Origin of the sequence: Shewanella sp. BJSY2023SW007 (genome assembly GCF_047314525.1) — a bacterium.
Lineage (GTDB): Bacteria > Pseudomonadota > Gammaproteobacteria > Enterobacterales > Shewanellaceae > Shewanella > Shewanella chilikensis.
Map to the genome: position 1 here is coordinate 45061 of NZ_JBKORL010000038.1, position 20516 is coordinate 65576.

Genomic DNA, 20516 nt, shown 5'->3' on the forward strand with positions numbered 1-20516 from the left:
CCTTACCAGATCTTCACTCTGTCCTCTTCCGACAGATACATCTTGTCAGTCGGCTTGAGGTCGAAGGCTTTGTAGAAACCTTCCACGTTGCGGGGAGTACCCATGGCGCGGTAGTGGCTGGGTGAATGGGGGTCAGTCAGCAGACGACGTCCCAGCTCCTCATCACGGTAGTTGCGGCGCCACACCTGTGACCAACCGACGAAGAAACGCTGATCGCCGGTCAGGCCGTCCATTACCGGCGCTTCTTTACCGTTGAGGCTCAGGTGATAAGAGCGCAGGGCAACGGTCAAGCCACCCAGATCGCCTATGTTCTCGCCCAGAGTCAAGTCACCGTTGACGAACTTGCCAGGCAGAGCTTCAAACTGGCTGTACTGGGCAGACAGCTGCGCACCGCGCTTCTGGAACTCTTCGCGGTCTTTGTCTGTCCACCAGTTGCGCAGGTTACCGTCGCCGTCATACTTGGCGCCCTGATCATCGAAACCATGGCTGATCTCGTGGCCGATCACCGCGCCTATGCCACCATAGTTCACCGCGTCATCGGCTTCCATGTTGAAGAAAGGCGGCTGCAGAATGGCGGCCGGGAACACGATTTCGTTCATCACAGGGTTGTAGTAGGCGTTCACCGTTTGCGGTGTCATGTGCCACTCAGTGCGATCGATTGGCTTGCCCAGCTTAGCCAGCATGTCCTGATACTCGAAACGGGCATAACGCTGATAGTTCCCCACCAAATCGTCGGCCTTGATCTCCAGATTGCTGTAGTCCTTCCACTTGTCCGGATAACCTATCTTGTAAGTAAACTTGGACAGTTTTTCCTGAGCCGCTTTCTTGGTCTCGGGTGTCATCCACTCCAGCTCATTGATGCTGACTTCAAAGCCCTTGATCAAGTTTTTGATCATCGACTCCATCCGCGCCTTGGCTTCCGGCTGGAAGTGACGGGCTACATATTCTTTACCCACCAGCTCACCAATCACTTGGTCGGCGCCATCGACGGCCCGCTTCCAGCGCGGTTTTTGCTCCTGAATACCCATCAAGGTTTTGCTGTGGAAATCAAAGTGCAAATCGACAAACTGCTGGCTCAGCAAACCGGCGTAGGAGTCCACCAGATGGAATGCCAGGTAGTCTTGCCAGGCTGAAACAGGGAACTTGCCGAACTCGGCGCCCAACTTCTCAAAGTAGGAAGGTTGACGCACTATCACGTCCTGAGTCTTGCCGCTTAGACCGGCCGCCTTGGCGAAACCGTCAAAGTCGAAGCCGCCCATCAGCTGCTGCAACTCTTTCAGGCTCATCTTATTGTAAGCCTTGTTGGCATCACGGGACTCGACCCGGCTCCACTGGCTCTGGGCGATAAAGAGTTCAATGTTGGCGACATTGGCTGCAGCGGCATCGGCGTGCGGGTAACCGGCGGCACTCATCAGGTTGCGAACATATTCACGCATCGCTTCGCGATTGGCGACAAACTTGGGATCATCCTTGAGGTAGTAATCACGATCCGGCAGTGTCAGGCCGCTCTGGTACAGGTAAACCCCGTATTGGCTGGAATTCTTGGCATCGTTATTAACGTAAAAACCAAAGGGAATGCCGGAGCCATCGGTCAACAGTTTGCCCATCAGCGCGGCAACATCGGCATGGCTGGCGGTTTTGGCGATATCGGCCAGTTGTCCCTTGAGCGGCGCAATCCCCAGTTGGTCAGCAAGAGTGCTATCCATATAGGCGGCATAGAAATCGCCTATCTTCTGCTCCACCGAACCTTCAGCTTTATTAGGCTTGGCGGCGGCTTCTTCGATAATCTGTTTCAGGGCAGCCTGGCTTTCTTCATAGAGCACAGAGAAAGCACCATAGTTGGATTTGTCGGCCGGAATAGGCGTAGTAGCCAACCACTTACCGTTGACGCTGTAGTAGAAATCGTCCTGATGACGAACCTGGTGGTCAAAGTTCTCCAGCTCAATACCGGAGGCCTTTTTCACTTCTGCTTGCGACTGCGGCGCTTGCTGGCTGGCACAGGAAGCCAGACCAAGGCTGAGGGCGATGCCCAGTGCCAGGGTGGTTATTTTGCTCATTTTCTTTCCCGAATTTGTGATTGTTCAGATAGTTATATTGCTACAAAGATACCAGCTTCAAACCTTAGCACTCCCTGTGACCAGTCTGTAGTGGATTTTTGTAAATAACTATGAACACCACTGACCTGGTCAACAATAAGACTTAGAAGTTTTTGCCGAGAAACAGGTAAACCGCCTTTTCACCGTTATCACTGAAACCAAAGCCGATCGCGGCAGGGCCCAGCTGAGTCTCTGTCCCCAGATACAAACTGCTGGAATAGATGAGATCGTTGAACATCACATGCTCATCAAGACCCCAAACGTTACCCGCTTCCAAACTGGCTCCCAAGTAAAGCGGAAAGTCCTTCATCCCCAGCGCATCACGACCGAGATCGTACTGATAAATGAAGGCACCGAACACCTTTTGGGCGCCGGCAATAGAATTCTTGTGGTAGCCGGAGAGATTAAGGAAACCGCCGAGGTCGGATACATAGAGAGTAAAGTTGCCGTCTTTATCCACGTTTGCATAGGATGCCTTACCCACAAAAGAGTGGCTGCCAACACTGACTACCCCTTTCCAGTCGGCTTCTATCTGGAGCGAACGTTCCGGATCCGTCTTGAACTCGCCGTCTTCATACTCTTCATTACGCAAATAGATATTCAGAGTAAAACGGTTACCTGAGGTGGGGAAACTGATGCTGTCCAGGGTATCGTAGCCGAGCTTCAAATAGGCGCCATAGGTGTTGAACTTGAGATCATCGAAGAAGGCATCATTGGAGACCACTCCCGACTCACCCGTCAGCCCCAGCTCAATCCGGCCCTGTTTGACATAGTTGTACCCCAAACCCAGGTCGACTCTGTGACTCTTGCGATCCAGCTCAAAGTAAAGCTTGTTGGCATCAAACACATCCCAACCTTTGATCTCGTATTGATATCGGGCGCGGGCATAGAACTGCTGATCTTTGTCCAGAGGCTGGTAAAATTCGGTACCGAGCAGCTTCTCGAAGCCCATCTTGAGCTCGTTGCGCCATTCACCACCGTTTTCGGTCAAGTCCGTCATGGTCACGGCACCATCCAGGGTTACTGCCGAATCCAGTGAGAAATCGTCCTCCCAATTCAAGCCAAACTGGAAATAGTTAGGCCCCCAGGACTTAGCCTTGGTAGTTACGGTTAACACCCGGCCCTCATCAGTATCCTGAAACTCGGCACTGACCCGTTCAAACTTGTTCAGTGAGTATAACCGCGCAATACTCTCGTCCAGTTGCTGTTTGGTAACTCTGTCACCCAATTCGATACCCAAAGTATCACCCAGCAGAGAGTCACTGACCTTGGACTGATTATCAAAAACTATCCGGGTAACCGGGCGCTCCAAGTTATCCAGCCAATCACGACTGGCTTCGCGTTTTTGCCGGACATAAGCATGATATTCCTCAGGAGACACGGCTAACTGGCTCAATCTGTCGGTGTACCGTACGGCAGCTGTCACCCCGGCTTCCAATGCCTTGGGCATATCGGCGAAATCTGTGGTGCTGAGGTTGTCGATAGCCGGGCGGATCAGGATATCGTCCTTGGTCAACAAGACCTTTTGCCGCTCTGTGCTGGCGTTGGTCAGCATGGTAGACAGCTGATCCAATACCGCTAAGGTGCCGTTAAGCTGATCCCTTTTCACCAAAGGCGAACCTATATCGACGGCGATAATCACATCGGCCCCCATAGCCTTGACCACATCCACCGGCATATTGTTGGCAATACCACCATCCACCAGCAACTTACCATCGATTTCAGCTGGTTGCAGCGCTCCCGGCACTGTGGCCGAAGCCTGCATCGCCTGCACCAGGCTGCCACTGCTGATCACTACCGGCAGACTGGTTTCCAAATCTGTCGCCACCGCCCGATAGGGAATGGACAGCTCGTTGAAACTATTGAACTCCCGCACCAGATCTGTGGTGTTGCGATACAGTTGCGACATGGTTTGCCCAAGGAGTACGCCACTGGGCGACTGTACTTCACCATCACGGATCCCCAGATTGAGCGGAATATTGTATTGGTCTCTTTGCTGTTTATCACGATAACTCATGGCCTGGCGCGGAATAGTGTCCGAGTAACCCTTGGACCAATCCTCATTCATCATAATGGTTTCAATTTCTGTGGCGCTGTAGCCAAGCGCATAAAGGCCGCCGACATAGGCGCCTATGCTGGTACCAGCAACATAATCGACTGGAATATTGTTTGCCTCGAGCATCTTAAGCACCCCAACATGTGCCGCGCCCTTGGCGCCCCCGCCACTGAGTACCAGGCCTACCTTAGGACGTTCGGCCGCCACCGCAGCCACACTCAACAAAGTGCCAATCAAAACCAGTAAGCGCAGAGAGGGTTTCATACCTAGCAAGAGTTCCAGAATTAGAGTCGGTATATTCTAACAAAGAATTTACAGTAAAGAGAAAGTTCCAATAGGGTATAAACAAAGATCATAAATCGCACGTTTCGTAAAACCAGGATGCCAGTTCACCAGCAGGTACGGGCTTGGCAAAGTAGTAACCCTGAATGATATGACAGCCTCTGTGAGTGACCTGTTGCAGCTGTTCCCGGGTTTCCACCCCTTCGGCCACCACCTTGAGTTTGAGGTTACGGGCCAGCTCGACAATACTGCTGACAATCGCCTGATCGGCACTGTTGCCGGCAATATCTTTGAGGAAGGAGCGATCAATTTTCAGGGTATTCACTTCAAAGTGGCGCAAATAAGCCAGCGATGAGTAGCCGGTGCCAAAGTCATCAATCGCCACCTCTATGCCGTGGGCCCTCAGCTGTCTCAAGTGCTGGCGGGCAATCTGCAGCTCTTTCATCAACACCCCTTCGGTGATCTCCAGCGCCAGATATTCGGCCGGCATTCCGGTTTCTTCGAGGATATCGAGCACGCCACTGATAAATTCCGGGTGACGGAAATGCACTGCGCTGACATTTACCGACAACTTGAACGGCTCCGCCGCACTCTGGCTCCAACGGGCACCATCCTCACAAGCTTGGCGCAGCACCCAACGGTCGATAGTAATAATCAAACCACAGGATTCGGCCACCTTGATGAAAATATCCGGCCGTACAAAACCTTCGCTTGGATGATGCCAGCGCAACAAGGCTTCCATACCGATAAGCTTTTGCTGCTCTTTTACATCAAACTGACCCTGGTAATAGAGCTCAAACTCGCCCTGCTCTATGGCGTGGCGTAAATCGGCTTCCAAACGTAGATGGTACAAAGCCTCTGCATTACGCTCACTGGAATAGTATTGGAAATTCCCTCTGCCCTCTTCCTTGGCGTGATACATGGCTTGATCGGCGTTCTTGATCAACATCTCAGGTTGTCTGGCATCGTCGGGCCAGATACTGATGCCGATACTGGTGGAAATAAAAAACTCCCGTCCATAGAGTTCAAACGGCTGAGCTATCTGCGCCAACAGACGCTCACAGAGGCGATTGAGCTTATCTATCTCGGCATCCTGTACCAGGATCACAAACTCATCACCGCCAAACCTGCACAACACCTGCTCCGGCCCCATCACTGACTGCAGCCTATTGGCGGCCTCTATCAGCAGCGCATCTCCCATGCTGTGGCCGTAGGAGTCGTTAACATGCTTGAACCTGTCCAGATCCAAAAACAGCAAGGCCAGCTTATGTTGCTGATCTTTGGCCCCTTCGATTGCCTGTTGCAAACGGTTGGCAAACAGCGACCTGTTCGGCAAACCGGTCAGCACGTCATAGTTCGCCAGGCGGCGCAGATCCGCCTCGGTGCGTTTGCGCTCAGTGATATCGGAAAACACCACCACATAGTGTTGCACCCGCTCCTTGCGATCCTGCATCAGGGAAATATTGAGCCACACAGGACAGCGCGACCCGGCCACACCAACAATTTCCAGCTCGCCGGTCCAGGATTCCACCCCTTGCAGTAAAATGGCAACCTTATCTTTATGGAAGTTTTCACTGACCACCAACTCGCCGAAGTGCCGTCCCTGCAGGCTCTGCCTATCCTGACCTACTATCGACTCTGCCGCTCTGTTGGCGACCTTGATGACCTCATCGGCGTCCAAAATAAACACCCCTTCAGAGGTGTTTTCAAATGCCTGCGCCAGCAGCTCTACCTCCTCTTCCAGTTGCCGCTTGATGGTGATGTCGGAATAAATCCCGGCTGCCTTGAGCACCTTGCCGGAAACCGGATCGTGACTGACCGGCCTACCGCGCACCCTGAGCCAGCCCCAACTGCCATCCTGACGCATATAACGGTATTCAGACTCAAACCTGTCACTCTCACCTTCCAACATCCTGCGCCATTCGTCCAAAGCGGCAGTCCTATCATCTGGATGCACCGGCAACTTATCTATCCCGATAAGAATAAAGTCTTCACCGCTGCCCAGCACGCCACCGCGATTATCCAGATGAAACTGGCCGGTATCACGGCGCCATTCCCAGAGATCCGATTCACTGCCCCTGAGTGATTGCCTCAACCTGTCATCGCTTTGGCGCAGCGCCAGGTTCATAGTCATAAAACGTTGTACTTGACGCTGCCGAAAGATCACAACACTGAGCAGGGCTGCCATCGACAACAGTAACAACAATCCCTTGAACCAAAGGCTCTGCCACCAGAACTGGTCAACGGTAAAGGGGAAACGGAAGGGTTCCGACTGCCAGATACCGTTGTTTTGACTGATCACTTCCAATTGATAAGGGCCGGGAATTAATCCGGAAAGATTGATTTGTGACTGATTTTCCAGCAGTAGATAATTCAACTCATCTTCCCCTGGATGCCGCAAACGGTATTTGAGGCTAATGGGCGCATCATCCAGGTAGTCCATGCTGCTCAGTTGAAAACTGAGCATTCTGGCTCCGGGAGCAATGAGTTGTTCAGGAGTCGGTACCAAACTCAGCTCTGTTTTATTGTCATAATAAACCGCAATCGACTCAACAATGGCGCCGTGCTTTGGAATACGATTAACCATGCCGGCAACGTCCAGCAGTATCACCCCATCCGGCGTACCTACATAGAGGCCCTGCTGCGGCTGATAGAAGTATGCCCCTTCGTTGAGTTCCTCCCCCAACAAACCGTCATCATTATTGAATACCTTGATTTCACCGCTACTCTTTTCCTGACGGATCAACACATAACTGCATCCCACAACTCGGTAGTCGCCGGTATCCTGCAAAAAAAATACTGTGTTGCAGTCCAATTGCCATTCTTGCGTCAAACGGCGAATATTCATGGTCTGCAAGTCCAGCTCGATCAAGCCTCCCTGCCGGGTGGCCAGCCAAAAACGATCCGGACTCAATTCCAACCATTGGCTCACCGTCGGCATATGCGGCAAGTCATCAAATACCGACGCCAACGAGCGGAAGCCACCGCCCTTTTCCAGGTAACCGAACGACTTATTGCCACCTATCCACAAGCGCTGCCGACTATCGCGATAGACACCGTAAATCGCAGGATTATTGCCACTGGATTCAGTATCCGGCAAAGTCTTTTGCGCTATCTTGCCTTGAGTTTGATCCCACTCATACAAACCGCTGCTGGTCGCAAACCACCAAAGGTTGCCCTCATTCAAAGCCGTGATCACCGTCTTGTGACTCAGAGACTGCCCGCTGCCGTTCCAATCCCCCAAGGGTTGCCCTTCCAAGGTCTGCTTGTTCATCACAAATAAGCCATTGGTGGTCGATAACAACAGGTGATTCTGGTCCAAATTATCTATCTTGTAGATGCTGTCATTGACCTCCATCCCTTTGGGAAGCGTAGTTTGGCTCTGTTGGGTATTTCGATTGACGGCCAACAACCCTGAGTCGGTTCCCAGCCACAGCATCTCACCGTCGGCCAGTATGGCCCAAACCATGGAATCACTGAGCTTGTAAGGTTCAGAAGCGCTGAAACTATCCAGAATAAATTCCGGTGAATCGGCTACCACTGCCAGCGAATGCCCCGTGCCACCAACCCAGATCAGGCCATTGCTGTCCACCTGCAGGGCATTGATATATTCGATACCGGCCTTGAGCTTCAACTGTTCTTTATACTGTTTTAATTTGCGGCTATCCGGAGACCAGTTTAACAATCCCTGCTTGCTGGCAATCCACAGGTTTCCCTTGAGATCTTCGGTGATTTCACTGGTAAAAAAAGGGATTTCGGCCACGGCCTCTATGCTGTTGGCAGCCAGATCCACCCGATAGAATCCTTTGCTGGCGGCCACCCAGATCCGCTGTTGGCTATCCAGAAACAAGGCATTGAGACGTCCATAGTTATCCTGCCAGGGTAAACGCTGCAATACATCGCCATTGTGCGATCTCAGCTCCAAGCCATAAGCGTTCCCTATTAGTAAGGCACCACTCTCAAGCTGTAACAGCTGATCCCAAAGCAAATCGCTGTCGAAAGGTAAATCAAACAACTTACTAAGCTGTTGCAGGTCCTGACTCAGGCGCCAAATCTGACCTTTTTCCGTTAACAGCAGCCAGCCGCCAGCGGTCGATTGCAAGCTCTTCATTAAACCGCCACCCTGATAATCCGGAAACAGCTCATCGCTGCCAAACTGACGGAAACGGTTATCGGCTATATGGTAGAGATAGGCGTGCGACAGAGTACTGACCAGCATCTGTTGTTGCCCGAGAGACTTGACCAGGGGTAGATACTCATCGGCCATCCGCGATTCCAGACCATCGCGATCCAAACGGCGGATATTGGCGTTGCTGAGGCGATACAGTCCCTGTTCGGTAGAGAGCCAGATAAATCCCCGCTCATCCATACTGATGTCGAGAATACTGGTGTTGATCAAACCATCCCTGGAAGAAAATACCCTTTTAACCAACTCGTCGGCATCTGCCGATGCAGCCCCGAAAAAAAGGCTGAGCAGTATAGCAATACCTGCTGTTATTAGTTTTCTTATCATCGGTTGATGAATGACCTTGGTGACCAGTCTTGAATGTACCAGCTAGACCACCGAATTTCATCTTGTAAACAACAGTTCGTTTACAAGGATTGCACTTGATATAAAAAAATCGGGCCCAGCTAACTGGACCCGACTTCAACCCTGCCAGGGAACAAGTCCCCAATCAGCAGATTACTTTTTCTTTTTTGCCTTTGGGTTAGGCAGATCTGTGATTGAACCTTCGTAGATCTCGGCCGCCAGCCCTACAGACTCGTGCAGAGTCGGGTGAGCGTGAATGGTCAGCGCCAGATCTTCGGCATCACAACCCATCTCGATGGCCAGGCCGATTTCACCCAGCAACTCACCGCCGTTGACACCCACAATAGCGCCACCGATCACTCTGTGAGTCTCTTTGTCGAAAATCAGCTTGGTCATACCTTCGCTGGCATCGGAAGCGATAGCACGGCCGCTGGCTGCCCATGGGAAGGTCGCGGTTTCGTATGCTATGCCCTGCTCTTTGGCTTCTTTCTCGGTCAGACCAACCCAAGCCACTTCAGGATCTGTGTAAGCGATGGATGGGATAACTTTAGGATCGAAGAAGTGCTTCATACCGGCAATCACTTCGGCGGCCACGTGGCCTTCATGTACACCTTTGTGAGCCAGCATTGGCTGACCAACTATATCACCCACGGCGAAGATGTTGGCCACATTGGTACGCAGTTGCTTGTCGACATTGATAAAGCCACGCTCGTCAATCTTAACCCCGGCCTTGTCGGCATCAATCAACTTGCCATTGGGAGTACGGCCAATGGCCACCAGCACTGCGTCGTAACGCACTGGCTCGGCAGGTGCCGACTTACCTTCCATAGACACATAAATGCCGTCTTCTTTGGCTTCAACCGCTGTCACCTTGGTTTCCAGCATCAGGTTGAATTTCTTCTTGATCTGCTTGGTAAAGACCTTAACCACGTCTTTATCCGCCGCAGGGATCACCTGGTCGAACATTTCAACCACGTCGATTTCACTGCCCAGAGACGAGTAAACAGTACCCATTTCCAGACCTATGATACCGCCGCCCATCACCAGCATCTTGCCAGGGATCTCTTTCAGTTCCAGTGCATCGGTAGAGTCCCAGATACGTGGATCTTCATGAGGAATGAAAGGCAGCTGAATTGGGCGAGAGCCGGCAGCTATGATGGCGTTGTCAAAGTTAACCACTGTGGTTTCACCGTCGGCACCTTTCACTTCGAGGCTGTTGGGGCCAGTGAACTTACCGAAACCGTTAACCACCTTAACTTTACGCATCTTGGACATACCGCCAAGACCATTGGTCAGTTGGCCGATCACTTTCTCTTTAAAGCCACGCAGCTTGTCGAGATCTATTTTTGGCTCGCCAAACACAACACCGTGATCCGATACCGCCTTGGCCTCTTCAATCACTTTGGCTACATGCAACAGGGCTTTGGAAGGAATACAACCCACATTCAGGCATACGCCACCCAGAGTGCTGAAACGCTCAACAATCACTGTCTCCAGGCCTAAATCTGCCGCGCGAAAAGCCGCAGAATAGCCAGCAGGGCCAGCACCTAATACCACTACCTGAGTTTTGATTTCGTTACTCATTTTTTCCTCTGATTTCTTTCATTCCGTTGGGGACAGCCAGCCCAACCTGCGATGCGCCAGCTCGAAAGTGCTTGTCTCGTAAGGTGGGCGCATTTTAACCCGTGTTTGACACTGATCACAATAAACAAAAGGCCGCCCCGAGGGGCAGCCTGTTGTGTTAGAGGATCATTGTACGAATATCGGACAAGATCCCTGACAGAGTGACACTGAAGCGTGCCGCCATCGCCCCGTCGATCACCCGGTGATCATAAGACAGTGACAGTGGTAACATCAGCTTTGGCTCAAACTCTTTACCGTTCCACTTCGGCTTGATCTCAGACTTGGACACCCCGAGAATTGCCACATCCGGATAGTTGACGATAGGCGTAAACGCGGTACCGCCGATACCACCCAGGCTTGAGATAGTGAAGCAGCTGCCTTGCATGTCGGCTGCCTTGAGCTTGCCGTCGCGGGCCTTGATCGAAATTTCGGTCAGCTCACGGCTGAGCTCGATAATCCCTTTCTTGTCCACATCACGCACCACTGGCACAACCAAACCGTTTGGCGTATCAACCGCCACCCCTATGTGGAAGTACTTCTTGCGGATCAGCGATTCACCGTCCGGGCTCAGGCTGGAGTTGAATACCGGGAACTGCTGCAGCGTCTTGGCAACCGCCTTCATCATGAACACCAGCGGAGTGATCTTCACATTCAGCTTCTGCTTGGCAGCCAATTCATTCTGCTGCTTACGGAAAGCTTCCATCTCTGTGATATCAGCCTCATCGAACTGAGTCACATGGGGAATAGTCACCCAGTTGCGGTGCAGGTTAGGGCCGGAGATCTTCTGGATCCGGGTCAGTGGTACTTGTTCCACTTCACCGAACTTGCTGAAATCTACCTTAGGCGCATCGATAACCTGCAGACCACTGCCGCCGCCGACAGAAGTCGCCGCCGTGGCCTTGGGCCGTGACAGTTCATATTTCACATAGGCCTGCACATCCTCTTTGAGGATACGGCCCTTGCGACCCGTACCTTTCACCTGAGTCAGGTCCACACCGAACTCACGGGCCAGGCGACGCACCGCCGGAGAAGCGTGTACCGCACCTGTGTTAGGCTGGGCACCGGCGCTCGGATGATGCGGCACAGGTGGGCGGCTCTGCGCTGCAGGCGCGGCCACTGGAGCCGGTGCGGGGGCCGGGGCCGCCTGAGCTGGGGCTTCTGCCGGTGCAGCAACTGCTGCGGGAGCAGCGCCTTGGGTCTCAACCGTGGCAATCACGCTACCCTGAGACACCTTGTCACCCACTTTGACGGTCAGAGAAACCAGCTTGCCACCGAAGGGCGCCGGTACTTCCATGGTCGCCTTGTCGGTTTCCAGCGTGATCAGCCCTTGATCGGCACTGATCTCATCACCTACCGCCACCAGCACTTCGATAACGTCCACATCGGCAGCATCACCGATATCGGGAACCGCAATCTCTTTCACTTCAACTGTGGCAGGCGCGGCTGCCTGAGCGGCCACCGGCTGTGCGGCTGCTTGAGCCGCTGGCGCTTGTGGCGCTTCGGCAGAGGCGCCAACTTCCAGCAGCAACACCAAAGAGCCCTGGGAAACCTTATCGCCAACCTTCACTTTCAGTGACTTGACTGTACCCGCCTGAGGCGAAGGTACATCCATGGTTGCCTTATCGGTTTCCAGCGTGATCAACCCGGCATCGGCTTCGATAGCCTCACCTTCGCTCACCAGCACCTCAATAACATCGACATCTGCGGCATCACCGATATCCGGCACTGTCACTTCGATGACCTGGCTGCCACCGTCTGCAGGTGCGGCCGGCGCCGCCTGTTCTGCAGCTGGCGCGGGAGCCGCTGCCGGAGCAGGTGCAGCTTCTGCCTTGGGCGCTTCTGCAACAGGAGCCGCTTCTGCGCCTTCGGCGGCCATCAAGGCGATCAAGGTGCCTTCAGACACGCTGTCGCCAACGGCCACTTTCAATTCTTTGAGCACACCGGCGAATGGCGCAGGAATATCCATGGTCGCCTTGTCGCTTTCAACGGTAATAATGGAGTCTTCAGCCGCCAGGCTGTCACCCACATTGGCACAGATCTCAATAACCTGTACCTCGTCCCCGCCAATATCGGGAACCAGTACTTGTTTCATATCAGCCATTCTGCTTCCCCTCTTACGCGTGCTGTGGGTCGATCTTGTCGGCGTCGATGCCGTATTCGGCAATGGTCTTGGCCAGAACATCTACCGGCAGCTCGTTGCGGTCCACCAGCGACTTGAGCGCAGCAACCACGATGAACTTGGCATCCACTTCGAAGTGGTGACGCAGGTTGGCACGGCTGTCAGAGCGGCCGAAACCGTCGGTACCCAGCACCTTGTAGTCACAAGGCACGTAAGCGCGCAGCTGCTCGCCGTAGATCTTCATGTAATCGGTCGCCACAATCGCAGGCGCATCTTTGGCCAGCACTGTGCTCACATAAGGCACCTTGGCGGTTTCTGTTGGGTGCAGCATGTTCCAGCGCTCAACTGCCTGGCCATCACGCGCCAGCTCGTTGAAGCTGGTAACGCTGAACACATCTGTGCTGATACCGAAGTCTTTCGCCAGCGCCTGCGCCGCCTTGCGTACTTGCTCGAGAATAGTACCGCAACCCATCAGCTGGACTTTGCCTTTGCCGGAACCGGCAACGCTTTCCAACTTGTAGATACCCTTGACTATGCCCTCTTCCACGCCTTGTGGCATTTCAGGTTGAACATAGTTCTCGTTCATTGTGGTCAGGTAGTAGAAGATATCTTCCTGATCTTCGCCATACATGCGGCGAATACCATCCTGAACAATAACGGCAATTTCATAACCATAGGTTGGGTCATAGCTGATGCAGTTAGGAATGGTGTTGGCCAGAATATGGCTGTGACCATCCTGGTGCTGCAAGCCTTCGCCGTTCAGCGTAGTCCGGCCGGAAGTACCACCGACCAGGAAGCCACGGGCGCGCATGTCGCCGGCGGCCCAAGCCAGATCGCCGATCCGCTGGAAGCCGAACATGGAGTAATAGATATAGAAAGGGATCATCGGCGTATCATTGACCGAGTAGCTGGTCGCAGCCGACACCCAAGAGGACATGGCGCCCAGCTCGTTAATCCCTTCCTGCAGCACCTGGCCGGACTTGTCCTCACGATAGTAAGCAACCTGATCCGCATCCTGAGGCACATATTTCTGGCCTTCGTGAGCATAGATACCCACTTGACGGAACAGACCTTCCATACCAAAGGTACGGGCCTCATCCGGGATGATAGGTACTATCTTCTTACCTATGCCCTTGTCTTTCAGCAAGGCAGTCAATACCCGCACAAAGGCCATGGTAGAAGAGATCTCACGGCCGTTGGAGCCTTTGAGAACCGCATCAAAAATCTTCAGTGAAGGCACTTGCAGTTCTTCGCTGAATTTCTGCCGACGGGCAGGCAGATAACCCATCAGGGCCTCACGGCGTTCCTTGAGGTATTTAACCTCTTCGGAATCCGGTCCCGGATGGTAGAAGGGGATTTCATCCAGCTTGTCATCAGGGATTGGGATGTTGAAGCGGTCACGGAAGTGACGAATGGCTTCAATGTCCATCTTCTTGACGTTATGGGCAATGTTCTTGCCTTCACCGGCATCACCCAGACCATAACCTTTCACTGTCTTGGCCAGAATAACAGTTGGGCGACCCTTGGTCTTCTTGGCTCTATCGAGCGCGGCGTAAATCTTCACCGGGTCGTGGCCACCACGGTTCAGGCGCCAGATGTCATCATCAGACATGTTGGCTACCATCTCGGCGGTTTCAGGATACTTACCGAAGAAGTGTTCACGGGTCCAGGCACCGCCTTTGGCTTTACAGTTCTGATATTCACCGTCAACGGTTTCGTTCATCAGTTGCAGCAACTTGCCGCTGGTGTCACTGGCCAACAATGGATCCCAGTAACGGCCCCAGATAACCTTGACCACTTCCCAACCGGCGCCGCGGAATTCACCTTCCAGCTCCTGGATGATCTTGCCGTTACCGCGTACAGGGCCGTCGAGACGCTGCAGGTTACAGTTAACGATAAACACCAGGTTATCCAGCTCTTCACGAGCGGCCAGACCGATGGCACCCAGCGCTTCCGGCTCGTCACACTCGCCGTCGCCCAGGAAGCAATACACGGTTTGCTCGGAGCAATCCTTGATACCACGGTCAGTCAGGTACTTAAGGAAGCGCGCCTGATAAATCGCCTGGATAGGGCCCAGACCCATGGAAACCGTAGGGAACTGCCAGTAATCAGGCATCAGCTTGGGATGCGGATAGGAGGACAGGCCTTTGCCATCCACTTCCTGACGGAAGTTGGCCAGCTGTTCTTCGCTCAGACGACCTTCGAGGAAAGAACGGGCATAGATGCCGGGGGCGATGTGACCCTGGAAGTAAACCAGGTCGCCGCCGTCTTTCTCGTTGGGAGCACGGAAGAAGTGGTTAAAGCACACATCATAGATAGTGGCACTGGATGAGAAACTGGAAATATGACCACCAAGCTCCAGATCTTTCTTGGAACCACGCAGTACCATAGCCAACGCGTTCCAACGCACAATGGCGCGAATGCGACGTTCCATCTCCTGATTGCCCGGCATATGAGGTTCTTGCCCGGCAGGAATGGTATTCAGGTAAGCAGTAGTGGCAGTGTAAGGCAGGTGAGTACCGTTACGGCGAGCCTTATCGATCAGCTTTTCCAACAGGTAATGAGCACGTTCGGGACCTTCCTGCTCCAATACGGCCTGCAGGGATTCTACCCATTCCTGTGTCTCTAACGGATCCAAGTCTTGTAGCATATTTTCAGACATGACACTGTCCTTCTATACATTGTATTAATAGTGATTACGACGTCCTAAGGTGGGCACTGGGCCGACCCTGGGCTACACGCCGCTCTTCAAACGGCGCAAGCTACGCTGCAACCGGCTATCTTCTTCCCGTACCGACAACATGACTTCCTCGATATAACTCAAGTGGTCATTGGACGCTTCACGCGCGGCTTCGGGATCGCGGCGAATAATAGCGGCCAGCAAAGCCCGCCTATGTTTATTCGCCATGGATGAAGCTTCTTCACGACGACTCAGAAGCTCCAGGTTTTGCGCCACATTCTGATGCAGCACAGGAGTTAAACTCAGCACCAGGTGCAGCATGGCAACATTGTGTGATGCCTCGGCTACCGCCCGGTAAAAATGCACAATGGCGGCCGCTTGCGCTTCAATTCCCTCGGCGTCTTCCACTTCCTGGATCATTCGCTGGATATTCTGCATATCGGCGTCAGTTCCGCGCAGGGCGGCAAAATAAGCCATCATGCCTTCGGTGGCATGACGGAACTCCAGCAAGTCATATTGACTCTCCGGATCACCCTGCATAAGTTCGACTATGGGATCGGCAAGACTCTGCCACAACTGTTCTTTAACGTAGGTACCACCGCCTTGGCGGCGTAGCAATAATCCTTTTGCTTCCAGCTTTTGAATCGCTTCCCGCAATGAGGGACGGGAGACTTCAAACTGCAACGCCAACTCGCGTTCAGGAGGTAACTTCTGACCCGGCTGCAAGCTGCCTTCCAGGATCATCTGCTCCAACTGATTCATGATGACGTCAGAAATCTTTGGCTGACTGATTTTGCTATAAGCCATCTGGCCCTCAGCTCCTATTGTAAATTGGTCTTACCAATTTCTACGAGTGAGCGCACTTTATCAAATCACACTTTTAAAGTCCAGTTAGTGATCTGCATCAAGTCAACTCACGATGTGTGAGCATAGCCTATATTTTTCCCTCTGGGGTCAGACCAATTAACAAGCAGCTTCGGGCCCTGTTTGCGGCAAAGCCTGGTTAAGCCAAAGCCTGGTTAAACCCAAGCCCCGCCGCAGCAAAACCGCAAGCACACTTATTCGGCACTAACTCACCAGACCAAAAATGGTCAACAGCGACAAAATAGTAAGCAGTAAAGTTGAGTTACGCTTACTCAAGGCCAGCAGTGCCAAGGTAGACTGTACCGACACAGGCACATCTTCATCATCCGGCAGAGTTTCAGCAGCCAGCGCCACTTGGGTCACTATCTCCCTGGGCGTCGCCTCCCGTTTCAGCGCCAACTGGCACCATAACGGAAAAGCATTGCTGAAATGACCGCAAAGCACATAACCAAAACCTATGATCCGTGCCGGCAACCAGTCGAGCCAATACAGCAGCTTATCTACCACAGGCCACTCTTTAGCCAAGCGTTGGCGCCTTTCATCAAAAAAACGCACACTGCAATAAAACACCGCGCCTACCGGACCAAATAGAATAAAGAACAGCGCCACGGCGCCATAATAGCGGTAGTTGAGCCAGGCCACGCTCTGGCCTACCCTGGCGCCCAACTCGCGTTCGCTGACCGCATCCAGGCATTCACTGCAGTCCAGCTCTCCGGCGAAATGAAAACTGGCTTGCACATCACCGCGGCAAGCAGCCTGCACATAACGCTTAAATAAACGCCTTTGATATTGGTGGGAAAAACAAACTACCGCCAGCGCCACCCAAAGCAGCAGCGAAGGCAAGCCCCAAAACCATCCATCCACTACCCACAAAGCCACTGCCACACTCACAGCCGGTAGCAAGAGCGCCACTATCATGCCACCTGTAGTGCTCAACTGACTGTCGGTAAACATCTGCCTTTGATACCAGCGCAGCCCACTGTCCAACTGCCAGCGGGCCGGCAGCAGTTTCAAACGTTCAACAATAATCGCGATCAACAGGGAAAACAGTGCCATCTCTTCTTCTCCATGCTCTCTTTAGGCCTGCGGCCATCTCAAAGCGACACGCATCACAGCGCCTGCAGATACCTTTGCCAATCAAACCCCGGGCCCGGGTCTGTCTTGCGCCCAGGGGCAATATCGCTGTGACCTACTATTCTCTCTTTGGTGATATCCGGGTAGGCCAACCGTAAACTTTGGCTCAGGGTAATAAGTTTATGGTACTGCGCCTCGGTAAAGCCGGAATCATCTGTGCCCTCCAACTCTATGCCGACGGCAAAGTCATTACAGCCGCTACGACCGGCAAAGTTAGATACCCCGGCATGCCAAGCGCGCTGGTCGACCGAAACATATTGGCGCAATTCACCATCACGGCGAATCAGAAAATGCGCCGACACTTCCAGCCCCTTAAGCTCGGCAAAGCTGGGATCGGCTTCAGTATCCAAGGTTCCCAAAAACAGCTGCTCTATATAAGGCAGACCAAAACAGCCGGCCGGCAGACTGATATTATGGATCACCAAAAGGCTCACCTCGCCATCTGGCCTGTGATTAAAGTGAGGTGAAGGCCTGGGTACGGCTTCACCATACCAACCATCAATCCATAGCTCCCGAACCAATTATTTATCTCCCGACTCTCTATTGGCGTCACTAAAGCAAGGCTTGGCTGCTTGCGCTTCAAATCACCCCGGACTCGACCACAGCCAATTGTGCCTCCAACACAATACCAGCAGCGCCCCTTATTATGCTAATCTAGCAGCATAAATTTCCTCAATAATCCCGAGTCAATCAAGGACGCGTATCATGCTCGAAAATGATATCAGGGTCAGTGTCAAAGCCGCACTGGACGAAGATCTTGGCCACCAGAAGGCCTCCGAGGGCGATATCACAGCCCTGTTGATCCCGGCAGACAAATATGCCGAAGCTACCCTTATTACCCGCGAAGAAGGGGTTTTCTGTGGTAAAGCCTGGGCCGAGCAGGTATTTAACCAACTCGGAGGCGAAGTGGCCCTGCACTGGCATGTGGATGATGGCGATCTTGTGCTGCCCAATCAGCTGCTGTGTGAACTCTCTGGCCCGGCGCGCCTGCTGCTCACAGGCGAGCGCACCATGATGAACTTTATTCAAACCCTCTCAGGCGTAGCCAGCCTGACCAAGATTTACTGCGACAAACTGGCGGGCACTCAATGCCGTTTGCTCGATACCCGCAAGACCCTTCCCGGCCTGCGGACGGCGCAGAAATATGCCGTCACCTGCGGCGGCGGCAAAAACCACCGCATAGGTTTGTTCGACGCCTTTCTGATCAAAGAAAACCATATTATGGCCTGCGGCGGTATCGCCAAGGCGATTGCGGCCGCACGAGCACTGCGCCCGGACAAACCTGTGGAAGTCGAAGTAGAAACCCTGGAAGAACTGGCGCAAGCGCTGGAGGGCGGCGCTGATATTGTTATGTTGGACAACTTCGATGTCACCATGATGCTGCAGGCGGTAGAGCTCAATAATGGCTTTAAGGCCAAGGGACTGGGTGCCAAACTGGAAGTTTCCGGCGATGTCACTCTGGAAACCATAACTGCCTTCGCCCAAACCGGTGTCGACTTTATCTCGGTCGGCGCCCTGACCAAGCATGTGCGGGCCATGGATCTCTCCATGCGCCTCAAAGGCTAAGATCTTGGCAGGCATACCCCTGACGCCAGGGGTATGCCTATTTCAGCCCCTATCCCGCCCCAGCAGGCGTTAACCGCCAAGCCCCGCCGCTAACCGCACAATACTCATCCGCTTGCCATTGCAGCTTGCAGCATCTGCGCCTTATTCTGAGTCAGGCTCTCGCCACTCCACTGAAAACCGCCGCCCCAAGACCAAACTCAAGTCCAGACCCAAGTCCAAGCCCAGCCCCAAGCCCGAGCAAGAGCCCGTCTGATAATACTATCCCAGGGTTATATTCTTCCTCAGGCAGGCACGGTTTGTGCACCTCACTCGGCACCAGTATAAAACTCATGCATAAAGTCATGCATAAAGTCATGCATAAAGCCAATGCACAAAACCTGTGCATGAAAACCCACATAGGCAAAACCAGCTATAAAAATCACCTATTCCCCGCCAAAAATCCGCCCCCAAAACCGCCCAACAAAACAAAACAAACTGTTAACAACTATATTTACCGCTAAATGGGAGCCAAGCATTTTTTTGACAAAGCCACATCCCTGACACAAACAGGGTAAAGCGTCAAAATATTGTTACCGGCAAAACTTGGTGGTGGATAACAATTTTGATTTTTTCCGCTATTTCAGGTGGTTTTTTCACTATTGCAGATTCCCTTTTTAGTAACTTTATACTAACTTTTAGGGCAGGCGAGATGGCCGCGTCGGCCAACCTCACCGACAAGGTAACCACCCAAACTGCTATTTTATGACGCACAATAAAGTTACAAATGTAAAAATTGTGATTTGAGTAAATGCTCAGTTCCTTGAGGTGCGGTTTGCCGGAACGACATACGATAAACTTAAATAGCTTTGCTGAACTGATTGAGTCTGGATCCAGATAGGCTTTGGGGTCATCCCCACTAAGCTGGCAAGCCGGGAAAACCGCCTGAATATTTACAGGCATCACAGGAATACGAGTAACAGGGAATCAAGTTACCGATTCACTCAAGACGGCAACAACGGAGAAAGCAAATGAAAACTATCAAACTCAACAAGCGTGCTCAGGGCTTTACCCTGATCGAACTAATGATCGTTGTCGCGATCATAGGCATTCTGGCGGCCATCGCACTGCCTGCGTATCAAAACTATTTGCTTAAAGCAAAATTCACAGAGGTTACCAATGCAACTGCTGCAGTTAAAACAGCTGTAGAAATATGTGTTCAGATGAAGCAAGACCTAGATGTATGTAATGCCGGGGCAGAAGGAATTCCTGCAGATGTTGAAGCTGGTGAGGGGATCGTTGGATTAAGCACCGCAGCCGGAGTTATTGTAGCCGTACCAGCAACTGATAGTGACTTAGTCGCCGGGGATACTTATACCCTTACACCAGCAATCGTTGGTAGCAAAGTGATTTGGACAGCGACTTGTGGAAACGAATCAACTGAATTCTGTAATCCTGCTCCTGCTGCTTAAGCAAAATTAAAGCTAATGGGCTCTCCCGAATTCAGATAATAAGTGCACCACTCATGGTTAAACGGTGAGGAGAGATCAACTGCCTGTTGGTGATACTCTGTAGTCGCCAAACAAACA

General features: G+C 52.7%; 12 protein-coding genes. 2 read left to right on the forward strand and 10 right to left on the reverse strand.

Annotation, left to right across the window (positions count from 1 at the left end):
* Positions 1 to 2: 2 nt before the first annotated feature.
* From ACMHXE_RS07250 to ampD, 9 genes are all read right to left on the reverse strand, one after another.
* Entirely contained in the window at positions 3 to 2057 is a 2055-nt protein-coding gene (locus ACMHXE_RS07250; protein WP_224865819.1) for a M13 family metallopeptidase, read from the reverse strand.
* Between the two features lie 142 nt (positions 2058 to 2199).
* The gene (locus ACMHXE_RS07255; protein WP_224865817.1) at positions 2200 to 4416 is read right to left on the reverse strand and encodes a patatin-like phospholipase family protein; all 2217 of its coding nucleotides are present in this window, start codon (positions 4414 to 4416) and stop codon (positions 2200 to 2202) included.
* A gap of 88 nt (positions 4417 to 4504) precedes the next feature.
* Entirely contained in the window at positions 4505 to 8947 is a 4443-nt protein-coding gene (locus tag ACMHXE_RS07260) for an EAL domain-containing protein (protein WP_413731831.1), read from the reverse strand.
* Positions 8948 to 9118: 171 nt separating this feature from the next.
* On the reverse strand, positions 9119 to 10549 hold the full coding sequence (lpdA, locus tag ACMHXE_RS07265; protein WP_071476775.1) for a dihydrolipoyl dehydrogenase: 1431 nt from the start codon (positions 10547 to 10549) through the stop codon (positions 9119 to 9121).
* A gap of 157 nt (positions 10550 to 10706) precedes the next feature.
* Positions 10707 to 12689, reverse strand: a complete 1983-nt coding sequence (gene aceF / locus ACMHXE_RS07270; RefSeq protein ID WP_165564358.1) for a dihydrolipoyllysine-residue acetyltransferase — start codon at positions 12687 to 12689, stop codon at positions 10707 to 10709.
* A 13-nt stretch (positions 12690 to 12702) separates the two neighbouring features.
* The gene (gene aceE / locus ACMHXE_RS07275; protein ID WP_101055960.1) at positions 12703 to 15369 is read right to left on the reverse strand and encodes a pyruvate dehydrogenase (acetyl-transferring), homodimeric type; all 2667 of its coding nucleotides are present in this window, start codon (positions 15367 to 15369) and stop codon (positions 12703 to 12705) included.
* A 72-nt stretch (positions 15370 to 15441) separates the two neighbouring features.
* Positions 15442 to 16194, reverse strand: coding sequence for a pyruvate dehydrogenase complex transcriptional repressor PdhR (pdhR, locus tag ACMHXE_RS07280; protein ID WP_039033589.1), 753 nt, complete (start codon positions 16192 to 16194; stop codon positions 15442 to 15444).
* A 261-nt stretch (positions 16195 to 16455) separates the two neighbouring features.
* Positions 16456 to 17307 (reverse strand): beta-lactamase regulator AmpE, encoded by an 852-nt coding sequence (ampE, locus tag ACMHXE_RS07285; protein ID WP_101055959.1) that lies wholly within the window; start codon positions 17305 to 17307, stop codon positions 16456 to 16458.
* A 53-nt stretch (positions 17308 to 17360) separates the two neighbouring features.
* Positions 17361 to 17906, reverse strand: coding sequence for a 1,6-anhydro-N-acetylmuramyl-L-alanine amidase AmpD (gene ampD / locus ACMHXE_RS07290; protein WP_226565745.1), 546 nt, complete (start codon positions 17904 to 17906; stop codon positions 17361 to 17363).
* A 184-nt stretch (positions 17907 to 18090) separates the two neighbouring features.
* Between ampD and nadC the strand changes: the two genes are divergently transcribed.
* Positions 18091 to 18951: a carboxylating nicotinate-nucleotide diphosphorylase gene (gene nadC, locus ACMHXE_RS07295; protein ID WP_101055958.1), complete on the forward strand. Its 861-nt coding sequence runs from the start codon at positions 18091 to 18093 to the stop codon at positions 18949 to 18951.
* Between the two features lie 558 nt (positions 18952 to 19509).
* Here nadC and ACMHXE_RS07300 read toward each other — a convergent pair.
* The gene (locus ACMHXE_RS07300; RefSeq protein ID WP_413731835.1) at positions 19510 to 19890 is read right to left on the reverse strand and encodes a hypothetical protein; all 381 of its coding nucleotides are present in this window, start codon (positions 19888 to 19890) and stop codon (positions 19510 to 19512) included.
* Positions 19891 to 19958: 68 nt separating this feature from the next.
* Between ACMHXE_RS07300 and ACMHXE_RS07305 the strand changes: the two genes are divergently transcribed.
* Complete coding sequence (locus ACMHXE_RS07305; RefSeq protein WP_413731837.1) at positions 19959 to 20399, forward strand: pilin; 441 nt, start codon at positions 19959 to 19961, stop codon at positions 20397 to 20399.
* Positions 20400 to 20516: the final 117 nt, after the last annotated feature.